This window comes from Pseudomonas sp. AF32, assembly GCF_022342325.2.
Taxonomy (GTDB): Bacteria; Pseudomonadota; Gammaproteobacteria; order Pseudomonadales; family Pseudomonadaceae; genus Aquipseudomonas; species Aquipseudomonas uvaldensis.
Map to the genome: position 1 here is coordinate 113514 of NZ_RQJK02000012.1, position 19496 is coordinate 133009.

A 19496-nucleotide genomic window follows, 5' to 3' on the forward strand; every position below is an offset into this window, starting at 1 on the left:
TGGTCGCGATGAGGGCTGTCAGTCACACACGACTCAGCCCTGGCTTCCCGCCTCCAGCATGTTCTCCGGCCGTACCCAGGCATCGAACTCTTCGTCGGTCAAATACCCCAGCTGCAAGGCCGATTCGCGCAAGGTCAGCCCTTCGCTATAAGCCTTCTTGGCGATTTCAGCGGATTTGTCGTAGCCAATGTGCGGGTTCAGGGCAGTGACCAGCATCAGGCCGCGTTCCAGGTGCGCCGCCATCTGTTCGCCGTCGGGCTCCAGCCCGGCGATGCAATGCGCCTGGAAGTTGCTGCAACCGTCGGCCAGCAGGCGGATCGATTGAAGCAGGTTGTGGATGATCACCGGTTTGAACACGTTCAGTTGCAAATGACCCTGGCTGGCGGCGAAGCCGATGGTCACGTCGTTGCCCAGGACTTGGCAGGCCAGCATCGACAATGCTTCGCACTGGGTCGGGTTGACCTTGCCGGGCATGATGGAACTGCCCGGCTCGTTGGCTGGCAGCTTCACCTCGGCGAACCCCGCACGAGGCCCGGAACCGAGCAGGCGCAAGTCGTTGGCGATTTTCATCAGGGTCACGGCAAGGGTCTTCAGCGCGCCGGACAGAGTAGTCAGCGGCTCATGGCCCGCCAGGGCCGCGAACTTGTTCGGCGCGGTGACGAACGGCAGGCCGGACAGCGCCGCCAGCTCAGCGGCAATCGCTTCGCCGAAACCATGGGGCGAATTCAATCCGGTGCCCACTGCGGTGCCGCCCTGGGCCAGTTCGCACACCGCTGGCAACGCGGCACGGATCGCCCGTTCGGCATAGTCCAGTTGGGCGATGAAAGCCGACAGCTCCTGGCCAAACGTGATGGGCGTGGCGTCCATCATGTGGGTACGACCGGTCTTGACCAGTTTCATGTGCCGCGCCGCCAGTTCCGCCAGCCCGCCTGACAACTCGGCGATGGCCGGCAGCAGTTGCTGATGGACGGCCTGGGCGGCGGCGATGTGCATGGCGGTCGGGAAGCAGTCGTTGGAACTCTGGGAACGGTTGACGTGATCGTTAGGATGCACCGGGCTCTTGCCGCCACGGGGATTGCCCGCCAGCTCGTTGGCGCGACCGGCGATCACTTCGTTGACGTTCATGTTGCTCTGGGTGCCGCTGCCAGTCTGCCAGACCACCAGCGGGAACTGATCGTCGTGCTGGCCGTCCAGCACCTCGTCGGCGGCCTGTTCGATCAGGCGGGCGATGTCGGCGGGCAGGTCGCCATTGCGGTCGTTGACCCGCGCGGCGGCTTTCTTGATCAGTGCCAAGGCGTGCAACACCGACAGCGGCATGCGTTCGTTGCCGATGGCAAAGTTGATCATGGAGCGCTGGGTCTGGGCTCCCCAGTAGGCTTCATCCGGGACTTCAACCTGGCCAAGGCTGTCGGTTTCAATACGGCTCATCGGGTCAAACTCCTGTAGGTCTGAATGCGCTGTTTAGGCCCTGGCGGGCGGCACCGGTTCCGTCAATGTAGGAGCGCCCGGTTCGGTCCGTCAATCGGACCCGGCTGGGGACGGGGTTGAGGCGAGGCGTTTTTTAGGCGCAGAATGGTCGCCCCTGGGGTTTTACCTCGCCAGCTAGAAAAGGAAACTCGATGACCCGTCTTCGTGCCATCTGTACCGCAGTTGCTCTGGTGTGTGCCAGCGGCCCTGTTCTCGCCGATACCGCCAGCCACAACGCCAGTGCCGAAGCGTTCCTGACCCTGGCGCATGCTGACAAACTGGGCACCCCGGTGTACATGCAAGTGCAGCAGATGTTTGCCCAACGCTTCGAGCAGACCAAGGCGCCCGAGTCGAAGAAAGCCACCCTGGAAACCTACCAGGCCAAGGCCAACGCTGCGCTGGACCAGGCCATCGGCTGGAACAAGCTCAAGCCGGACATGGTCAAGCTCTACACCACCAACTTCAGCGAGTCGGAGCTCAAGGACCTGGTAGCCTTCTACCAATCGCCCCTGGGCAAGAAAGTCCTGGAAAAAATGCCGCAGCTGACCCAGCAGTCGGCCCAGCTGACCCAGGCCAAGCTGGAAAGCGCCGTGCCGGTGGTCAACAAGCTGCTGGCGGACATGACCGCTGAGCTCGAACCGAAAGCCGCCGCCCCGGCCAAGAAAAAGCCGTAAGCGGAGCCTGATATGAGCATGCAACAACGCATCGAATCGACGCTCGGGCTGCTGCAGCCCGAGCATCTGCAAGTGCTGGATGAAAGCCACATGCACAGCCGCGGGCAGCAGACCCATTTCAAGGCGGTGGTGGTCAGCCGGCAATTCGAAGGCCTCAATCGGGTCAAGCGCCACCAGAAGGTCTACGGCACCCTCGGCGAGCTGATGGGCGAATTCCATGCGTTGGCGCTGCACACCTACACCCCCGAAGAGTGGGCGCAGATCGACGCGGCCCCGGCTTCGCCGACCTGTGCCGGTGGCAGCAAGCACTGATTTAGATAGCCTGCCGTGATGGCGAGGTGAGTGGCAGAGGAATTATTTGTGGCGAGGGGATTTATCCCCGCTGGGCTGCGCAGCAGCCCTGAGACCCGAGCTCAGCGTATCAGGCACACTGGGTTTCTTTTTGGGGTTGCTTTGCAACCCAGCGGGGATAAATCCCCTCGCCACAAAGGATCTGTGTTCAGTCTCGGAATCCCCATCCTGTAATGCCATTGTTTTTGTTAGAATCCGCAGCGCGCCGCTTACCCGGCGCGTTTTTTTTCGTATCCGGTTCACCCTTTACGAGGGTAGCCACCTGGAGAAATACCCATGACACCACCCATTGTCGTGGCGGCACTGTATAAGTTCGTCACCCTGGAAGATTACGTCGAGTTGCGTGAGCCATTGCTCAAGGCCATGCTCGATAATGGCATCAAAGGCACCTTGCTGATTGCCCTGGAAGGCATCAACGGTACGGTTTCCGGCACTCGCGAAGGCATCGACGGTCTGCTGGCCTGGCTGCGCAGCGATCCACGCATGGTCGACATCGACCATAAAGAGTCGTACTGCGATGAACAGCCGTTCTATCGCACCAAGGTCAAACTCAAGAAAGAAATCGTCACCCTTGGCGTCGAAGGCGTGGACCCGAACAAGCAGGTCGGCACCTATGTCGAGCCCAAGGACTGGAACGCACTGATCAGCGATCCGGAAGTGTTGCTGATCGATACCCGCAACGACTACGAAGTGTCCATCGGCACCTTCGAAGGCGCCATTGACCCGAAGACCACCAGTTTTCGCGAATTCCCCGACTACATCAAAGCCAACTTCGATCCGGCCAGGCACAAGAAAGTGGCGATGTTCTGCACCGGCGGCATTCGTTGCGAAAAAGCCTCCAGCTACATGCTTGGGCAAGGGTTCGATGAGGTTTATCACCTCAAGGGCGGGATCCTGAAATACCTCGAAGAAGTGCCTCAGGAAGAAACCAAGTGGCGCGGTGACTGCTTCGTGTTCGATAACCGCGTGACGGTTCGCCACGACCTCAGCGAGGGCGACTATGATCAATGTCATGCCTGCCGTACGCCGGTCAGCGTCGAAGATCGTGCGTCGGAGCATTACGTACCGGGTATCAGTTGTCCGCATTGCTGGGACACGCTGAGCGAGAAGACCCGGCGCAGTGCCATCGACCGGCAGAAGCAGATCGAGCTGGCGAAGGCCCGTAACATGCCGCACCCGATCGGCTACAACTACAAGCAATCAGCTTCCGAGGCTTGAACCATGGCGTCGCGCCTGCTCTATGTGATGGACCCGATGTGTTCCTGGTGCTGGGGCTTCGCGCCGGTAGCCGATGCATTGGTCGAGCAGGCGCACGCCGCTGGCGTCGAACTGCATCTGGTCATGGGTGGTCTGCGTACCGGCAGCGGTTCGGCGCTGGAGCCGACGACCCGACGCTACATCCTCGAGCATTGGCAGGCCGTGACCCAGGCCACCGGCCAGCCATTCAAGTTCGAAGGGGCATTGCCGGACGGTTTCGTCTATGACACCGAACCTGCCTGCCGGGCGATAGTGACGGCTCGCAGCCTGGCGCCCGACCTGTCCTGGAAGCTGGTGAAGCTGATCCAACAGGCGTTCTATGTGCAAGGGCGCGACGTGACCCATGCCAGCATTCTGGTGGAACTGGCCGAGCAGGCCGGGCTACCGCGCATCGAGTTCGCCGAAGCGTTCGACCGTGCCGACCAACAGGCGGCCACCGCTGCGGATTTCACGTGGGTGCAGGACCTCGGTATTGCCGGGTTCCCCACGCTGCTCGCCGAGCGTGACGGCCAATTGGCCTTGCTCACCAACGGCTACCAGCCTCTGAGCCAGTTGTCTCCATTGCTGGGTCGTTGGCTGGAGCGCGCGGCCTGTGCCTGACCTGCCGGAGGGGGCTGCGGTCCCGCAACGCACCGATCGATTGACCTGGGCAGAAATCCGTCGCCTGGCCCTCAAGCACAAAAAAGCCCTGTGGATCGCCAATGGCGTGGCCGTGTTGGCGACTTTGTGCAGCGTACCGATTCCCTTGCTGTTGCCATTGCTGGTGGACGAAGTGCTGCTGGGCCGTGGCGATGCGGCACTGAAAGTGATGAACCACGCCTTGCCGACAGGTTGGCAGAGCGCGGCCGGTTACATCGGGCTGATGCTGCTGGCGACCCTGGTGCTGCGCTGCGGCGCGTTGCTGTTCAACGTTTTGCAGGCGCGCCTGTTCGCAAGATTGGCCAAGGATATTGTCTATCGCATTCGCATCCGCTTGATCGACCGCCTCAAGCGCATCTCCCTGGGTGAATACGAAAGCCTGGGCAGCGGCACCGTGGCGGCTCACCTGGTCACCGACCTGGATACCCTCGACAAGTTCGTCGGCGAAACCCTCAGCCGGTTCCTGGTGGCGATGCTGACGTTGGTGGGCACTGCGGGCATCCTGATGTGGATGCACTGGAAACTGGCGCTGTTGATCCTGCTGTTCAACCCATTGGTGATCTACGCCACGGTGCAGTTGGGTAAACGGGTCAAGCACCTCAAGAAGTTGGAGAACGACAGCACCTCGCGTTTCACTCAAGCCTTGACCGAAACCCTGGATGCCATCCAGGAGGTACGCGCCGGTAATCGCCAGGGTTTCTTCCTCGGGCGACTGGGGCTGCGTGCTCGGGAAGTACGTGACTACGCTGTCAACTCCCAATGGAAAAGCGACGCATCGGGCCGAGCCAGTGGCCTGCTTTTCCAGTTCGGTATCGATATCTTTCGTGCCGCGGCGATGCTCACCGTACTGTTCTCCGACCTGTCCATTGGCCAGATGCTGGCAGTGTTCAGCTACCTGTGGTTCATGATCGGCCCGGTGGAGCAACTGTTGAACCTGCAGTACGCCTATTACGCGGCGGGCGGTGCCCTGAGCCGCATCAACGAGTTGCTGGCGCGCAACGACGAGCCCCAGTACAACGGTGACATCGACCCCTTCGAAGGGAACGACACCGTGGGGATCGATATTCAGGGGCTGAGCTTCGGTTATGGTGAGGAACTGGTGCTCAACCAGTTGAACCTGTCCATTTCGCCGGGGGAAAAAGTCGCCATCGTCGGTGCCAGTGGCGGTGGCAAAAGCACCCTGGTGCAGCTATTGCTGGGACTCTATACACCGCAGTCGGGCAGCATCCGCTTCGGCGATGCCACGCAACAGGAGATCGGCCTGGAAACCATCCGGGAAAATGTCGCAGTGGTGCTGCAACACCCGGCACTGTTCAACGATACGGTGCGGGCCAACCTGACCATGGGCCGCGAACGCAGCGACGAGGCCTGCTGGCGAGCACTGGAAATTGCCCAGTTGCACAGCACGGTCCGCGAACTGCCCAACGGACTGGACAGCATCGTCGGGCGTTCTGGCGTACGTTTGTCCGGTGGGCAACGCCAGCGCCTGGCCATTGCCCGCATGGTACTGGCCGAGCCGAAGGTGGTGATCCTCGACGAGGCGACGTCCGCCCTGGACGCCGCCACCGAATACAACCTGCACCAGGCGCTGGCCCGGTTCCTGAGTAACCGAACAACCCTGATCATTGCGCACCGGTTGTCGGCCGTGAAACAGGCTGACCGGGTGCTGGTGTTCGATGGCGGGCAAATTGCCGAAGATGGCGGTCACCAGCAACTGATGGCTGATGGTGGCCTCTACGCCAAGCTCTACGGTCATCTGCAACAGCATTGATGACGCGGGGTCATTCCGAATCGGTTGACGTGTCCATCTCCGTGGCCGGGCGCTTGCGCCGTTGTCCCCAGATGACGTTCAGCGCATCGGCGCCGCGTTCATGGCCGAACTCCTTCATGACAATCGAGCAGGATTCGCAGGGCGGCAGGGTCGTCGCCACTGTGATCGACTTGATGTCTTCCGGATCCGGGTATTTTTCACTGAGATAGGCGATCAGTTTGCTTTCGCTGTCACCCGAAGTGACGCGGCTCAGCCTGTCCGAACTGCCTGGGGCGTCCATGAGGTGGGGGATGGCCAGCAGTTTCCCTTCAGAGCTCAGGCTAAGCGCGGCTGGATCGATGGGGGGCCGGAGCCCGTCGACATTGAAGTAAGTGACGTCACCCTGTGTAATCTCGGTCAGTCCACCGCTGGATTTGAACAGTGGCAGATGTCGGGTGTAATCCTCGATTCCGGAAACGCTGACATAGACTTCGTTCTGGCCCGACGCGGTGGTCACGCTGGCGAAGGCGATGTTCTTCTGGTTTTGCGTCGGCAGGATTTTTTGCAGTTCCTGCATGGCGTCGTTGATGGTGATGACCCGGCTTGTCGATTGAGTCGTATCGGGGGTGGATGGATGTGTAAAAAGCGCGTTGAACACGTCGCCTGTAGATTTTTGCAGGGCTTCGGGCGCTTGCGTGGAAGGCTTCCAGACGGCCGCGCCATTGGGTAACTCGGAGACGATCATTCTCGTCCTGCGGTCGAACAACACGGCTTCAGCGGAGTAGGTATTGACTTTCACCCACTTCATGTTCGAAGGCGGGTGGACAGGCGCGCCAATGGGAATCGAAATTTCATCGATCTTGTCCAGCGCCAGTTCGATCTGGTCTCTGCCGTAGACCCTGGCGGCATTGTTCGCATTCAGCGAGCCGATGTACACCCGTCGCAGTTCCTCACCCACCGTGCCTGGCGCCAGGTCATCGGCGCTCAATTTCTTCAGGGTCAGCGCAGACTCGACACTGTCGGTAGAGGACAGTGTCGTCATGTAGTAATCATCGAAGTTCAAGCGAGTGAAGACATACGTGGATTTCTCGTCGAGAGAGCGGATGATCAACGCGCCCGTCTCATGTACATCGTCGATGTTCTGTGCTGTACCCGTGACTTTGATTCCCCCATACAGACCGGTCTGGAATTGCAGTGTCGCCGAAATGGTTTCCCGAGGGATGGGGATTTTGCTGGTGAGGCCAATCCATTCCGGTCGGCCTTTATAAGTGTTGAGCTTGCCGCCCTTGAGTTCATAGATCTTCCCTTCGAAGGCCAGCAGGGCGCGGTCATTGACGGTTTTCGGCAGGGAGGGATAAAGCGTCGTATCGCCGAACCAGGGGGCCCAGCTCGGTTCTGGGTCGAACTCACCGGCAGGCGGCCGTTCGGCGGGCTTGCCCGGCAACACATACCGGGTCTTGCAAAACTCATCGGGTGTACGACGCACACGGCATGGGCGTTGCCTGAGTCGTTCGCTGGCGTCCAGTTGGCTGGCCCGACGCAGGTGTTCATGGTGCAACCGATAGGGCACGTCATCCAGATAAAAGGTCCGGTTGCCGTCGACTTCAAGCAATTCTCGTACGCGGGTTTTTTCCGGCACCTGGACGATGACATGGGTGTCGGTCCTGGCCAGCGCACTGTAGTGGGAGCGTCCCAAGGACAGTTCTGTTGAATTGTCGATCAATGACGGACCGTAAGGTTTGGACGTCAGAGGGTCAATCAGGCGGTAGTCGGCATTGTCCAGCACGCCGATGTTGCGCACAGGCACATCATCGACCCCGCGCACCGCACCGAGGTGGTCATTTGGCAGCAGGGGGCGCCATCGTCCAGGGTCGGTGACCTGGCCCATGCCGTTCACGAAATCATATTGTCCCGCTCTGCCGCTCAAGGTCTTGAGGCTCAGATAACCTTTTTTACCGAGCCGGTAGGCGCTTTGACTACCGGCCTGCAGCAAGGATGGAATGCCATCGAGGGGGTTCAGGGTGGCGTTAAGCAAGGTGCCCGAAAGTTTCGCAAAGGCGGGGAGGGCTTCGCGGATACTCCATTTCCCCACCGTCCTGACCAGCTTCAATGAGCCCGAGGCGAATTTTCCGATGGGCAGGACGAACGATGCAAAATCAATGAACAGGCCAAAGGCACCGCTTGCCAGTCGGTCACGATCGCCTGAGCTCAGGTCTTCTATGCTGCTCCAGAAAGGCACCAGCATTTTTGCCACGTCGATGACCTTCTTGCGCCTGGCTTCTTCATGATCGAATTCGGTTTTTCCATAGCAGCTGTCGTACAGCGCTTTTTCATCGACGAAAAGCAGATGTTGGGCAATGTGCTGGGTGATCCGTTGAGTGGTCTTCGACGCCAATGTATGCGGCAGGGCGTTGTTGTCGTTTCTTTCAATCGGTGCAAGTGTGCCACCCAGTTGATCCAGGATCGCGTCGCAGTGGGCATCAGCGCCTGGAGCCGTTCCTTTTACATGGGCATCCCAATCGAAAGGGAGGCGCTTGTGACGTATCACGGTCACGCTCACGGCTGAACCACGGCTGACTCTCCATTTCTCCGTTTTCCGTTCGCCATCGACATGCTGCGAGGAGATGTCTGCGCGGCGCCGAATGATTCCGGCCCGGGGCAGCAGTTCGTACCAGGACGTTTTTTCACCGCGGGTCGCTCCCAGAATGAAACCATTACGTGCCCGAAGGGGAAGTGTCATGGCAGGTGTCTCATTTGCCGCTTCGACCCCCGTGGTTGCTTTTCTCAAGGAGTACACCCTGATCGATCCATATTCCAGGGCGTGACGGTCAGCCAGGGGCAAGGAGGCGAGTTGGTGGCTGATCAGTGTCCTGTAGGCACTTCTGAGCTGATTGATGTAGATCTTGAAGTGAATCGAAAAGGTCTTCTCGATATCCGGCAGCGTCCTGTCCTCGAGCGGGATTGCGGACAAGGACGGCCACGACAGGTTCGTTTGTACTGTTCGATCACTGCCGATTTTCAACCAAATGTCGGTTGAGTGTTTTCCGTCGGTTTCAGTGATAAACCATTTTCGTTCGGCGAGCTGGCCAGAGGCATACACGTCAATGAATGAATAGGCGTCAGGTGCAGGCCTGCCCATGGGGGCCATCAGTCGAAATTGGGGAGCGGTGTAAAGAGCATTGGCTTGCCTGACCAGTTTCCTGCCATCCGACACGAAACCGCCATCGCCAAAAAGTTTGGCCATCTTGAGCCTGGCAATGTTCAGTCTTTCTGGAGGGGCAGTGTCGAGCCAGCGAATAGCGTTATTCAAACTCTCGACGGTCGTATCGAGCTTTTGCGCGGTGCCCTGTAGATCTTGCGTCGAATAGTTGGCGTCAGCGTTGTAAGAAACCATTCCATTCGTCACTGCCCATTCCAGCATCGGTTTCAATCGGGTCAGCGTAATTAACTTCAAGTCTTCAGAGGTTGCTTCGCCGGCCTGCCGTATCGGCAGATCGACCAATTGCTGGAAGTTCAGGCGATGCAATAACAAAGGGTCAATGGCATTGGCGAGATGGACGCCATGGACAAAATTCACCCAGACCGTGGAGCTTCGGTAAGCCAATTGCGGCGGTATATCGCGGACTTGGAACTCCGCCGGGAACAAGGGGTGGAAAAGCCCCGCAATCAGAATGGCTTCATTTTCGGAGGAGGCGCGCTTGGACGCGAGCAGATGCTCCTCGAACCCCGTCTGGATTTCCTGGTAGCTCTTCCCCCAATAGGACGACTTTTGCCAAAGATAGCCGGCAACGCCCTCCGGATTTTCGCCACCTGCCGAGGCGATCCACAGGCGAAGGGCTTTGATTACCAACTGGATGCGAATTCCTGGAGCGGTTTCTTCGCCGGCTCCGCCGCCGAACCAGCCCAGGGCTTGCAACAGTTTGTTCGCCAAGGTCTGCGCTTGTGCCGATCGCAGGATTGTTTCGAGGTACATCGACGGTTTCGCACGGAGTTTCGCCGTCGTCAGCTTGTCGATGTCGACAGCATCGAGACAGGCCAGCAGGGAGGTTTTTGGTGTGGGCAGGAACTGGCGCACTGTGTCGATGATCCGGCCATTGGTCAGCACCTGTTCGGGTGTCGGCTCCTGACTTGCTTCGTCGAGATTTATTCCATGCCACAGTCCGAGTGAATGACGAGCGCGCTTTTCTTCCAGAGCATCGATCGTGGCTTCGCGTTGTCCGGCGTCTTGCGGGTCCCAAGGGATGAAACCATAGAAACGGATCATTCTGATCAGGGAAAACTGACTGTCGAAGCGGATCTTTCCACCCAGCCTTAGAGCGGATTTTTCAATGTTCACCAATAAGTCCTGGCAGCCAGGCTGCTTGTCGAGTTCAAGCTGGATGACATCGGGACCGCTATTCCGGCGTGTCGAGTAGAAGGCTTTGCCTTCCTTCAGTGTGACCGTCAGCTTGTCGGGCGAGGCATCCTGCGTGTCGCACAGCGCTTGATAAGCCTTGTCTTCGATCAGCGCTCGTAATGCCCGTTGACCGACTTCATTTTCCAGGGCCATGGGCGAGCAGGGCCTGGGGATCAGCAATCTGTCGATAAGCCTGTCGGATGGTGTTTCATTGCTTCGAATCACTGCCAGCAGTGCGTCATATTCATCCAGCAGACCCTGGTGCGCTTGGGCATGGGACGGCCATGGGTTCGGTGCTGAAAGGTCAGAAGCGGGCAAGGACGGCATAGTGGGGTTCCCTGATAATTAACGAAAGGTTCTCTACTAGGCCTCAAAAGTGCGAAATAGAGAGCCCTCGTATCCAATCAGTCCAGGGAAAGTCCGGGGCGGTAGATAGATATAGCGTGCCGGCATGTTGTAACTTTTTCGGTAGTTACCCTCACTCGTCGCCAGTCGTGGCTCGGGTGTTCGAGAGGGAGCAACGTTAAATAATGTGTGCCCTCTTGCGAGGAACTCCCGCTGCTCCTAGTCTTGCTGGAATGATCGGTCTGAAGGCTGGTCGACGAGCCTGACAGGCCACTAGACAGGGACCTCATGAATCAAGCGCGGACTCTCGGAACTCCCCGGTTGTTGGGCATCGTCTGGCCTTTTATAGCCGTTGTCCTGTTTCAGGCCTTGTTGGGGGGCGTCAGTCTTTATGTATTGTCGGCGGTTCGTGGCTATGTGGCGGGGGAAAGTCTCTGGTCGAAGGGACAGAAAGATGCGATCTATTACCTCAACCTTTACGCCGATAGCCGCGACGAGGCGATTTTTCACAAGTACCAGCAAGCCATCGCCGTGCCCGAAGGCGGTCATGAACTGCGAGTGGCGCTGGATCGCCAGCCGCCGGACCTGGAAGCGGCACGGGCGGGCATCCTCAAGGGTGGCAATCACCCGGACGACGTCGCCAGCCTGATCTGGCTCTACCTGAATTTCCGTCACTTCAGTTATCTGGAAGAAGCCATCAATCTGTGGACGGTGGGGGACAGCTATCTGACCGAGCTCAATAGCGTCGCCCGGCAGATGCACGAGAGCATTTCCCAAGGCAAGGCCACGGACCCCGATATCCGCGGCTGGAAGGCGCGGATCTTTGCCATCAACGACTCCGTCACACCTGCCGCGAAGGCCTTCAGTGATGCGCTGGGCGAGGGGTCTCGCTTTATCCTGCGCCTGTTACTCGTGACCAACTTCGCCACCGCCCTGGGTCTGATTGTCCTGGCATTGTTGCGTACCCATAAACTTCTGGCCCAGCGACAGATTTTTGCCAATGCGCTGCAAGTGGAAAAAGAGCGTGCGCAGATCACGCTGCAGTCTATTGGCGACGGTGTCATTACCACCGACGTCGAGGGTGCCATTGCCTATATGAACCCTGCGGCCGAGGCGATGACCCACTGGAAGGCCGAGCATGCCACCGGCCTGCCCCTGGCCGCGCTGTTCAATTTACTCGACGATAACGCCCAGACCGAGGGCTTGACCCTGATCGAGCATATCCTCAGCGGTCGGCTCGGTGGCGGCAGTGAGCATTCGAAACTGATCCAGCGTCTGGACGGCAGCACCGTTTCAGTGACGCTCGTGGGTGCGCCGATCCGCCATGGCGGCAAGGTCAGTGGTGCCGTGCTGGTACTGCACGACATGACCCAGGAGCGTCAATACATCGCCAACCTATCGTGGCAGGCCACCCATGACGCCCTGACCGGCCTGGCTAACCGTCGGGAATTCGAGTACCGCCTGGAGCAGGCCTTGCACAGCCTGACGCGTCAGAGCGGTCGTCATGCCTTGATGTTTCTCGACCTGGACCAGTTCAAGCTGGTTAACGATACCTGCGGCCACGCGGCGGGTGATGAACTGCTGCGCCATATCTGCGCCTTGTTGCAATCCGGGTTGCGGGAAAACGATACCCTCGCCCGGCTGGGAGGGGATGAGTTCGGTATCCTGCTGGAGAACTGTGCGCCAGACGCGGCGGAAAAGATCGCCGAGGGGCTGCGCCAGACCGTGCAGAATCTGCACTTCGTATGGAAAGGCCGGCCCTTCGTGACCACCGTCAGTATCGGGCTGGTGCATATCGCTCAGAACCCGGCGACCCTGGAAGCGTCCCTGCGTGCCGCCGACATGGCCTGCTACATGGCCAAGGAGAAGGGCCGCAACCGCGTGCAGGTCTATCACGCCGACGATTCGGAGCTGTCCCTGCGTTTTGGCGAAATGGCTTGGGTGCAGCGCTTGCACATGGCCCTGGAGGAAAACCGCTTCTGTCTTTATGCCCAGGAAATTGCCGCGCTCGGGCCGGGTGACCATGGCGGCGGGCATATCGAGATCCTGCTGCGCCTGCATGACGAAGCCGGCCGGATGATATTGCCTGACAGCTTCATTCCCGCGGCGGAGCGCTATGGCCTGATGACCTCCCTGGACCGTTGGGTGGTGGAGAACGTCTTCAAGATCATTCGCCAATGCCTGAATGAATCGGGCCAGGGACCGCTGGCCATGTGTGCGATTAATCTGTCAGGCACGACTATCGGAGATCAGGCGTTTCTCGATTTCTTGCGTAAACAGTTTGCGGTCTATTCGGTTCCGCCAGAAATGATTTGTTTTGAAATAACCGAAACCAGCGCTATTTCGAATTTAGGCAGTGCGATCCGCTTTATTAACGAACTCAAGGGCTTGGGTTGTTATTTCTCCCTGGATGACTTTTGTGCCGGAATGTCTTCGTTCGCTTACCTGAAACATTTACCTGTAGACTTCCTGAAGATCGATGGGAGTTTCGTAAAGGATATGCTGGACGACCCGATTAACCGTGCAATGGTCGAAGTGATCAACCACATCGGCCACGTCATGGGTAAGCGCACCATTGCCGAGTTTGTTGAAACCGCCCAGATCGAGCAGGCCTTGCTGGAAATCGGCGTGGATTACGCTCAAGGGTATGTGATCGAGCGCCCGCAATTGTTTACCTGTGACACGTTGCAGTGTAGGCCGGCCCGGCCCCAGCCGTTGTTATTCAAGGCCCCCGGCACGTTCCGCTGAACCTCTTGTTGATCCGTAAAAATCACAATCAAAAGGAGCCAGACAGTGATCGACACATTCAACCGAACAGGCCCGCTCATGGACGCCACAAGCTATCCGAAATGGGCACAAATGCTCATTGCCGATTGCAGCGAGAGCAAGCGCCGGGTTGTCGAGCACGAGCTGTATCAGCGCATGCGTGATAACAAGCTCAGCACCAGGACCATGCGCCACTACCTTATCGGTGGTTGGCCGGTCGTCGAACAGTTCGCCTTATACATGGCGCAGAACCTCACCAAGACCCGCTTTGCTCGCCATCCTGGCGAAGACATGGCCCGTCGTTGGCTGATGCGCAACATTCGTGTCGAACTCAACCATGCCGATTACTGGGTGAACTGGAGCGCCGCCCATGGCGTGACGCTGGAAGACCTGCAAGCACAGCAGGTGCCACCTGAACTGCATGCATTGAGTCATTGGTGCTGGCACACCAGTTCATCGGATTCGCTGGTAGTGGCAATTGCGGCGACCAACTATGCCATCGAAGGTGCGACCGGGGAGTGGTCGGCGCTGGTATGTTCCAGTGGCGTCTACGCGGCAGCCTTTGCCGAGGAAGACCGCAAGCGGGCCATGAAATGGCTGAAGATGCATGCCCAGTACGACGACGCCCACCCATGGGAAGCGCTGGAAATCATCTGCACCCTGGCGGGCATGAACCCGAGCAAGGCTTTGCAAGCCGAGCTGCGCCAGGCCATTTGCAAGAGCTATGACTACATGTACCTGTTCCTGGAGCGCTGCATGCAACTGGAACAGGAGAAAATCTCATCCACTCGCGAGCGTCTGGCCCTGGCCGGGAGCTGATCGCCTGTGAGTCAGTCTGACGGCCAACGGGGAGGTTGGCTGTCGGACTTCATTGCGAACAGGCTCGCTCCCGCAACGCTCCGGATGATCATGGGATTAGTGATCGCCACCGAGCCCTGTGGGAGCGAGCCCGCTCGCGAGAGCGGCGGACCTGCCTGAAAAACATTTCAGCCCGCCATCGCCAGCCGGTTCCGTCCTTCTCGCTTGGCGACATACAGCGCGCTGTCGACCCTTCTGAGCACGCTCTCGACGGACTCTCCCGGCAGCAGGGTCGCGCAACCGAGGCTGACCGTCAGGTCGATCCTCGTTTGCGCTGCAAAATAATCCTGCAACTGAGCGGCATGGCGCAGCCTTTCACCGACCAGGGCTGCGGCCTCTCGGCTGGTATTGGAAAGCAGGATCAGGAATTCCTCGCCACCGAACCTGAACACCATGTCCACGTTGCGCAATTGCTGTTTGATCGACTCGGCGACCGTCTTGAGCACTACATCGCCGGCGCCATGGCCGTAGGTGTCGTTGATGCGCTTGAAATGATCGATATCGAGCATCAGCAGCGACAGCGGCTGCATATGACGCCGGGACATGTCGATTTCCCGATTCAAGGTCTGTTCCATCGCAATGCGGTTACCGGTGCCGGTCAATGGATCGCGCAGGGCATCCTGCGTTGCGGCACGGTAGAGCAGGGCGTTACGCAGCGGAAACAGCATTGTCGACATTGCTGCCTCAAGGTCACCCTGCTCCGGGTCGGTAAAGCGCTGATTGCGCCGAAACACCAGTTCGCCCAGATCGTCGCCTTCATGGCTGAGGTTGTAGCTGAGCAGGTGGTGACCGCGCTGGCCGAATTCCAGGCGCAGGTCGCTGGGCTTGTGTTGATAAGCCAGTGCATCCAATGGCACCAGTCGCTGGACTTCACGAAAAAACAGGCCCAGGACCCGCTGCGGTTCCAGGCTCGTCTGCAATTGCTGGCTCAGTTGTTGGCGCAATTGCTCAAGAGTGACAGGCCGCGCCGACAACGGTGACGGCTGGCCGAGCCCCAGGCGCTGCAACTTGGCACTGTCGAAGTCAATCGTATTGGTCTGGGTGGGCGTTTTCATATGGCGTGAGCCCCTGAGCAAAATCTGTCCCGACAGTGGTCCATCGTCCCCGTGAGGCATTGAGCTGAGTTTAGTCCGCTTCCTTGATGGATGCAGGTCTCGTCTGTAGCGCCTGTCGTCTGCCGGACATGGATGTCTGAGGGAATCAGAGCGAAAGTCGTGCCAGTCCCTTCGGCTCGTGAAAATCACTTGGGAATCAAGGTGTTGGAATAAAGATTCGAGCATCGCGCTGACGTTGAGCGACAAAGACCCGGCGATTCGCCTCGCTTGGCGTTGCCGTAGGCAGCGCCGCGACGGTAAACCGCCGCGACGGGAGGTGGGGACTTATTGGGCGTTGAAGGCTTGGCCGTTGACGCCTGTGCTGTCCGGACCCATCAAGTACAGATAGACCGGCATGATCTCTTCAGGAGTCGGATTGTTGAGTGGATTTTCTCCTGGATAGGCCTGGGCACGCATGCTGGTGCGGGTGGCCCCCGGGTTGATGCTGTTGGCGCGAACCGCCGAAACGGAGTCGACCTCGTCGGCCAGGGTCTGCATCAACCCTTCGGTCGCGAACTTGGACACGCCATACGCACCCCAGTATGCCCGGCCCTTGCGTCCAACACTGCTGGAGGTGAACACCACCGATGCATCCTTGGACAGCTTCAGCAAAGGCAGCAGCGTGCTGGTGAGCATGAACATGGCGTTGACGTTCACGTGCATCACGCGCATGAAGTTTTCGCCGGAGAGTTGTTCAAGTGGTGTGCGCGGGCCGATGATCGAGGCGTTGTGCAGCAAGCCGTCCAGGTGCCCGAATTCGGTTTCGATCATGGCCGCCAATTCATCGTACTGGTGGGGCAGGGCCGTTTCGAGGTTGAACGGGATCACCGCCGGCTGTGGATGGCCGGCCGCTTCGATTTCATCGTAGACCTGGGTCAGGTTGGCTTCGGTCTTGCCCAACAGCAACACGGTGGCGCCATGGGCGGCGTAGGCCTTGGCGGCGGCGGCGCCGATGCCGCGACCGGCACCGGTCACCAGGATGACCCGGCCATCGAGCAGGTTGGGGCGGGCGGTGTAATCAAACATAGAGAACCTCACGAAACAAAACGATGCGTGGTGATGCATTGTTGTGGCGAGGGGATTCATCCCCTTGTCATGACTGCGACTTTCAGCTCAGCAACTGCACAACGCGTTATCCAATACTTCCCGCAGCGCCGACGGGTGATCGATCACCACATCCGCCCCCCAATGCCTGGGGTTGTCGTCCGGATGGATGTAGCCGTAGGTCACCGCACAGGTCCGGGTACCGGCGCTGCGGCCGGACTCGATGTCCCGCAGGTCGTCGCCCACGAACAGTACGCTGGCCGGGTCCAGATCGAGCATTTTGCAGGCCAGGATCAACGGCTCCGGATCGGGCTTGCTGTTCTTCACATGATCCGGGCAGATCAACACCTTCGAGCGCTCGGCCAGCCCCAGTTGCTGCATGATCGGTTCGGCGAAGCGCACGGGTTTGTTGGTGACCACGCCCCAGATCAGGTTGGCGGCTTCAATGTCGGCCAGCACCTCGGCCATGCCGTCGAACAAGTGACTGTGGACCGCGCAACCCTTGAGGTAGCGATCCAGGAACTCCTGGCGCAGTTCTTCGAACCCGGGGGATTCCGGGTCCATGGAAAAGGTCACCGCGACCATCGCCCGGGCGCCGCCGGAAATCTCGTCGCGGATATGCTGCGTGTTCATGGGCGGCAAGCCGCGGTCGGCGCGCATGGCCTGGCAGATGGCGATGAAGTCCGGTGCCGTGTCGAGCAGCGTGCCATCCATGTCGAAGAGAACTGCTTTGAGACGCATCGACTTACTCCTCGCGCAGGGTCTGGATCATGTAGTTGACATCAACGTCCGAGGCCAGTTTGTAGTGCTTGGTCAGCGGGTTGTAGGTCAGGCCGATGATGTCCTTGACGGTCAGCCCGGCCATGCGGCTCCAGGCGCCGAGCTCGGATGGACGGATGAATTTCTTGAAGTCATGGGTGCCGCGCGGCAGCAGCTTCATGATGTATTCGGCACCGATGATGGCGAACAGGTACGCCTTCGGGTTGCGGTTGATGGTGGAGAAGAACACCTGGCCGCCGGGTTTGACCATGCGGAAGCAGGCACGGATGACCGACGAGGGGTCTGGCACGTGTTCAAGCATTTCCAGGCAGGTGACCACGTCGAACTGGCCGGGCATTTCCTCGGCCAGGGCCTCGGCGGTGATCTGCCGGTATTCGACGCTGACGCCGGATTCCAGTTGATGCAATTGCGCGACCGCGAGGGGCGCTTCGCCCATGTCGATGCCCATCACCGTTGCCCCGCGCAGGGCCATGGCTTCGCTGAGGATCCCGCCGCCGCAGCCGACGTCGAGCACTTTCTTGCCGGCCAGATTGACCCGTTCGTCAATCCAGTTGACCCGCAGCGGGTTAATGTCGTGCAGCGGTTTGAATTCGCTTTCACGGTCCCACCAACGATGGGCCAGGGCTTCGAATTTGGCGATTTCGGCGTGGTCGACGTTACTCATGTGCAGATCCTCGAAAAACTTAAAAAAAATCAGGGCCCCGAGCCGTGGCTCGAGGGGCAGGGTCATTCGTCATGGCCGCCGATACGACGTCCCCAGGCCTGGGCCGTGGCGATCAGTTGCGATTCGTCCAGGCGAGTCAGCCGGCCGTCCTCCAGCAATGGTTTGCCGGCCACCCACAGGTGCTTCGCGCAGTCGCGGCCTGTGGCATAAATCAGTTGTGACACCGGATCGTAGATCGGTTGCTGCGCCAGTCCCGACAGGTCGAAGGCCACCAGGTCGGCCGCCTTGCCGACTTCCAGCGAGCCAACCGTCGCTTCGAGGCCCAGTGCCCGGGCGCCATTGAGCGTGGCCATGCGCAGCGCCCGGTGGGCGTCGAGGGCGGTGGCCGAGCCGGCGACAGCCTTGGCCAGTAGCGCCGCGGTGCGGGTTTCGCTCAGCAGGTCCAGGTCGTTGTTGCTCGCCGCGCCGTCGGTGCCGATCGCGACATTGACCCCGGCTTGCCACAGACGCTCCACCGGACAAAAGCCGCTGGCCAGCTTGAGGTTCGATTCGGGGCAATGAATCACGCTGCAATTGCTTTCTACCAGCAACGCCAGGTCTTCATCGCTGACCTGAGTCATGTGCACGGCCTGAAATCGCGGGCCCAACAGACCCTGTCGACCCAGGCGCGCCAAGGGCCGCTCAGCAGTGTTATCCAATGCCTGCTGCACTTCGAAGGCGGTTTCGTGGACGTGCATATGGATCGCTGCGTCCAGTTCTTCGGCGATGACGCGGATTTTTTCCAGGTTGTCGTCGCCGACGGTGTAGGGCGCATGCGGCCCGAATGCAACTTTGATCCGGGGATGGTGCTTGAGGTCGCCAAACAATTCGATGCCCTGACGAATGGCTTCGTCGGCGTTGGAGGCACCGGGAATCGGGAAATCAAGGATCGGAAGGGCGATTTGTGCGCGGATACCGCTGTTATGAACGCGTTCGCTGGCAACCTTGGGATAGAAATACATGTCAGAGAAACAAGTGATGCCGCCCTTGATCTGCTCGGCGATTGCCAGGTCGGTGCCATCGCGGACGAATGCCTCATCGACCCATTTGCCCTCGGCTGGCCAGATATGCTGTTCGAGCCAGGTCATCAACGGCAGGTCGTCCGCCAAGCCGCGGAACAGGGTCATTGCCGCATGGCCGTGAGCGTTGATCAGCCCAGGGCTGAGCAGCATGCCCGGCAGCTCGCGGACTTCGGCGGCGTTGCACTGGAGGGCTTCTGCCCGTGGGCCGATGAAGACAATGCAGCCGTCGCGCACGCCCAGACCATGATCCTTGAGTACCACGCCGGCGGGTTCGACAGGCACCAACCAGGTCGGCAGCAATAATAAGTCGAGCGCAACGGCGGTCCTGGGCATCGTGGATCGGTTCCATC

Annotated in this window: 14 protein-coding genes; 7 read left to right on the forward strand and 7 right to left on the reverse strand. The window is 59.5% G+C overall.

Annotation, left to right across the window (positions count from 1 at the left end; genetic code table 11):
- Window positions 1-33: 33 nt before the first annotated feature.
- A complete protein-coding gene (locus EGM97_RS13395) occupies window positions 34-1428 on the reverse strand; it encodes a class II fumarate hydratase (protein WP_238961980.1) in 1395 nt (464 codons plus the stop codon).
- 191 nt (window positions 1429-1619) lie between these two features.
- Here EGM97_RS13395 and EGM97_RS13400 point away from each other — a divergent pair, with 191 nt between their 5' ends.
- The 5 genes from EGM97_RS13400 to EGM97_RS13420 all read left to right on the forward strand — a co-directional run bounded on the left by EGM97_RS13400 (window position 1620) and on the right by EGM97_RS13420 (window position 6159).
- Complete coding sequence (locus EGM97_RS13400) at window positions 1620-2141, forward strand: DUF2059 domain-containing protein (protein WP_024778710.1); 522 nt, start codon at window positions 1620-1622, stop codon at window positions 2139-2141.
- A gap of 12 nt (window positions 2142-2153) precedes the next feature.
- On the forward strand, window positions 2154-2453 hold the full coding sequence (locus EGM97_RS13405; RefSeq protein ID WP_053155039.1) for a BolA family protein: 300 nt from the start codon (window positions 2154-2156) through the stop codon (window positions 2451-2453).
- Window positions 2454-2768: 315 nt separating this feature from the next.
- The gene (trhO, locus tag EGM97_RS13410) at window positions 2769-3710 is read left to right on the forward strand and encodes an oxygen-dependent tRNA uridine(34) hydroxylase TrhO (protein ID WP_232775449.1); all 942 of its coding nucleotides are present in this window, start codon (window positions 2769-2771) and stop codon (window positions 3708-3710) included.
- Between the two features lie 3 nt (window positions 3711-3713).
- Window positions 3714-4349: a DsbA family protein gene (locus EGM97_RS13415; protein ID WP_238961981.1), complete on the forward strand. Its 636-nt coding sequence runs from the start codon at window positions 3714-3716 to the stop codon at window positions 4347-4349.
- Window positions 4342-6159: an ABC transporter ATP-binding protein gene (locus EGM97_RS13420; RefSeq protein ID WP_238961982.1), complete on the forward strand. Its 1818-nt coding sequence runs from the start codon at window positions 4342-4344 to the stop codon at window positions 6157-6159. The genes EGM97_RS13415 and EGM97_RS13420 overlap by 8 nt, the downstream gene beginning before the upstream one ends.
- A 10-nt stretch (window positions 6160-6169) precedes the next feature.
- Here the strand turns inward: EGM97_RS13420 and EGM97_RS13425 are convergent, their stop codons facing one another.
- Window positions 6170-10861, reverse strand: a complete 4692-nt coding sequence (locus EGM97_RS13425) for a deaminase domain-containing protein (protein ID WP_238961983.1) — start codon at window positions 10859-10861, stop codon at window positions 6170-6172.
- 306 nt (window positions 10862-11167) lie between these two features.
- Between EGM97_RS13425 and EGM97_RS13430 the strand changes: the two genes are divergently transcribed.
- Window positions 11168-13627 (forward strand): EAL domain-containing protein, encoded by a 2460-nt coding sequence (locus EGM97_RS13430; RefSeq protein ID WP_238961984.1) that lies wholly within the window; start codon window positions 11168-11170, stop codon window positions 13625-13627.
- Window positions 13628-13705: 78 nt separating this feature from the next.
- Entirely contained in the window at window positions 13706-14464 is a 759-nt protein-coding gene (locus EGM97_RS13435; RefSeq protein WP_275300591.1) for an iron-containing redox enzyme family protein, read from the forward strand.
- A 167-nt stretch (window positions 14465-14631) separates the two neighbouring features.
- Here the strand turns inward: EGM97_RS13435 and EGM97_RS13440 are convergent, their stop codons facing one another.
- The 5 genes from EGM97_RS13440 to EGM97_RS13460 all read right to left on the reverse strand — a co-directional run bounded on the left by EGM97_RS13440 (window position 14632) and on the right by EGM97_RS13460 (window position 19479).
- Window positions 14632-15558 (reverse strand): GGDEF domain-containing protein, encoded by a 927-nt coding sequence (locus tag EGM97_RS13440; RefSeq protein ID WP_238961986.1) that lies wholly within the window; start codon window positions 15556-15558, stop codon window positions 14632-14634.
- Window positions 15559-15882: 324 nt separating this feature from the next.
- A complete protein-coding gene (locus EGM97_RS13445; RefSeq protein ID WP_238961987.1) occupies window positions 15883-16623 on the reverse strand; it encodes a YciK family oxidoreductase in 741 nt (246 codons plus the stop codon).
- Between the two features lie 87 nt (window positions 16624-16710).
- Window positions 16711-17382 (reverse strand): N-acetylmuramic acid 6-phosphate phosphatase MupP, encoded by a 672-nt coding sequence (gene mupP, locus EGM97_RS13450; protein ID WP_238961988.1) that lies wholly within the window; start codon window positions 17380-17382, stop codon window positions 16711-16713.
- Between the two features lie 4 nt (window positions 17383-17386).
- Window positions 17387-18085, reverse strand: coding sequence for a bifunctional 2-polyprenyl-6-hydroxyphenol methylase/3-demethylubiquinol 3-O-methyltransferase UbiG (gene ubiG, locus EGM97_RS13455; RefSeq protein ID WP_238961989.1), 699 nt, complete (start codon window positions 18083-18085; stop codon window positions 17387-17389).
- Between the two features lie 62 nt (window positions 18086-18147).
- Window positions 18148-19479, reverse strand: a complete 1332-nt coding sequence (locus tag EGM97_RS13460) for a TRZ/ATZ family hydrolase (protein WP_238961990.1) — start codon at window positions 19477-19479, stop codon at window positions 18148-18150.
- Window positions 19480-19496 lie beyond the last annotated feature (17 nt).